We start from the raw sequence: 1,506 nt of genomic DNA, 5'->3' as shown, positions 1-1,506 counted from the left end.
AACATCCAGCGCTTGAACCGCAGTGAGCGTGTTATCTAGTGTGTAAGTCCAAGTGCCGTCAGCCGTGATGGTAAGCGAGCCTAGCGCAGTACCCACTGGGGTCGCGGTGCCCGCATCAAAGACGTTCTCACCGGCATCCTCATCGGCAATCACTAGCTTGTCTGTGGCCACTAAAGTATCGCTAGGTGTGACAGCTGCGTCTTCAGTCACAGCTCCCGATTCACCGCTGACGATAGAAGGCGCACCATTCACACCGGTAATGGTCACTACGATGGTTTGACTTACCGAGCCATCAATGGAGCTGACTTGGAATACTTCATCACGAGTCTCGCCATCGCCCAGCTCTTGCACGCCAGTAAGTGAGTTATCGACCGTATACGTCCAATTACCATTGGCATCAATAGTGAGGTTGCCGAGTGGCGATTGACCATCACCATTGTTGAGTTTGGTGACCGTGGTATTAAACAGCGCTTCGCCGGCATCCAGGTCAGTAATCGTTAGACTGCCTGAATCGGTGAGAATACCCGCCGTATCTTCAGTGACAGCGCCAGGTTGGTAATTGCTGATGATGGTTGGGTCTTCAGTGCCGTTCACCGTAACATCGATTTGATGTTCAGTGCCATCGGCGGACGTAACCGTAAACGACTCGGTGAAACTCGTGCCCACATCCAGCGCTTGAATTTGCGGTAGGGAATTATCGACTTTGTATGTCCAGACGCCTGCTGCATCAATGGTTAAGGTGCCAAGTGTTGTGCCAACCGGAGTCGCGGTGCCGGCATTAAAGACTTCTTCGCCAGCATCGTCATCGGAAATCACTAAGGTATTGGTCGCGACGATGTTGCCATCACCATCCACCGCGACGTCTTCTTGAGCCAGAGTAGAGTCGCCCGACACAATGGTTGGAATATCGTTCACACCATTAATAGTGATGACGATATTTTGTGGGGTGCCGTCTTCACTCAAGACCTGGAACGTCTCCGTGAGTGAGTCGCCTTCCCCCAATCCTTGAATGGTCGGGTTGGTATTATCAACTTCATAGCTCCACGCACCGGTTTCAGTGATAGTGAGCGTACCTAGGACGCTTCCTACTGGTGTCACGACCGTTTGGAACTTAGCTTCGCCTGTGTCCGTATCGGAGATTGTTAGTTGGCCGTTATCTTTCAGAAGATCGCCAGTTTGAACATTGGTATCCTCAATAACCAAGCCAATGGCGTCCCAGCAATAACTGGAGAATCGTTGGTGCCCTGAATGGTCACTTCGATGGTTTCGGTTTTTGAACCATCAATAGAGGTCACGGTAAAACGCTCAACGCGAGTATCACCGTCACCGAGAGATTGGATCTCCTGAAGTGCATTTGAGACTTGATATGACCAGTCGCCATCTTCGGTGATGGTCAGCGTGCCAAGCGGAAGCTGGCCGTTGTCATTGACGACACTGGTCACTGTGGTGCTGAACTTGTTCTCGCCAGCGTCATTGTCAGTAATGGTGAGCGACAGATTATCGCCT

Annotated in this window: 2 protein-coding genes; both read right to left on the bottom strand. The window is 51.5% G+C overall.

All coding sequences use genetic code 11. The annotated features are described in order from the left end of the window. Window positions 1-1,203: VCBS domain-containing protein (locus TZ48_RS08215; protein WP_239670749.1), on the bottom strand; the 1,203-nt coding region annotated here is incomplete at its 3' end. Beyond that, a partial coding sequence (locus TZ48_RS08210; RefSeq protein ID WP_239670748.1) for a VCBS domain-containing protein occupies window positions 1,161-1,506 on the bottom strand: 346 nt, incomplete at its 5' end. The genes TZ48_RS08215 and TZ48_RS08210, both read right to left, overlap by 43 nt.

Source organism: Vibrio variabilis (assembly GCF_003263785.1).
Lineage (GTDB): Bacteria > Pseudomonadota > Gammaproteobacteria > Enterobacterales > Vibrionaceae > Vibrio > Vibrio variabilis.
Note: the sequence above shows the minus strand (reverse complement) of the source record. Positions and strands in the feature narration are given on the sequence as shown.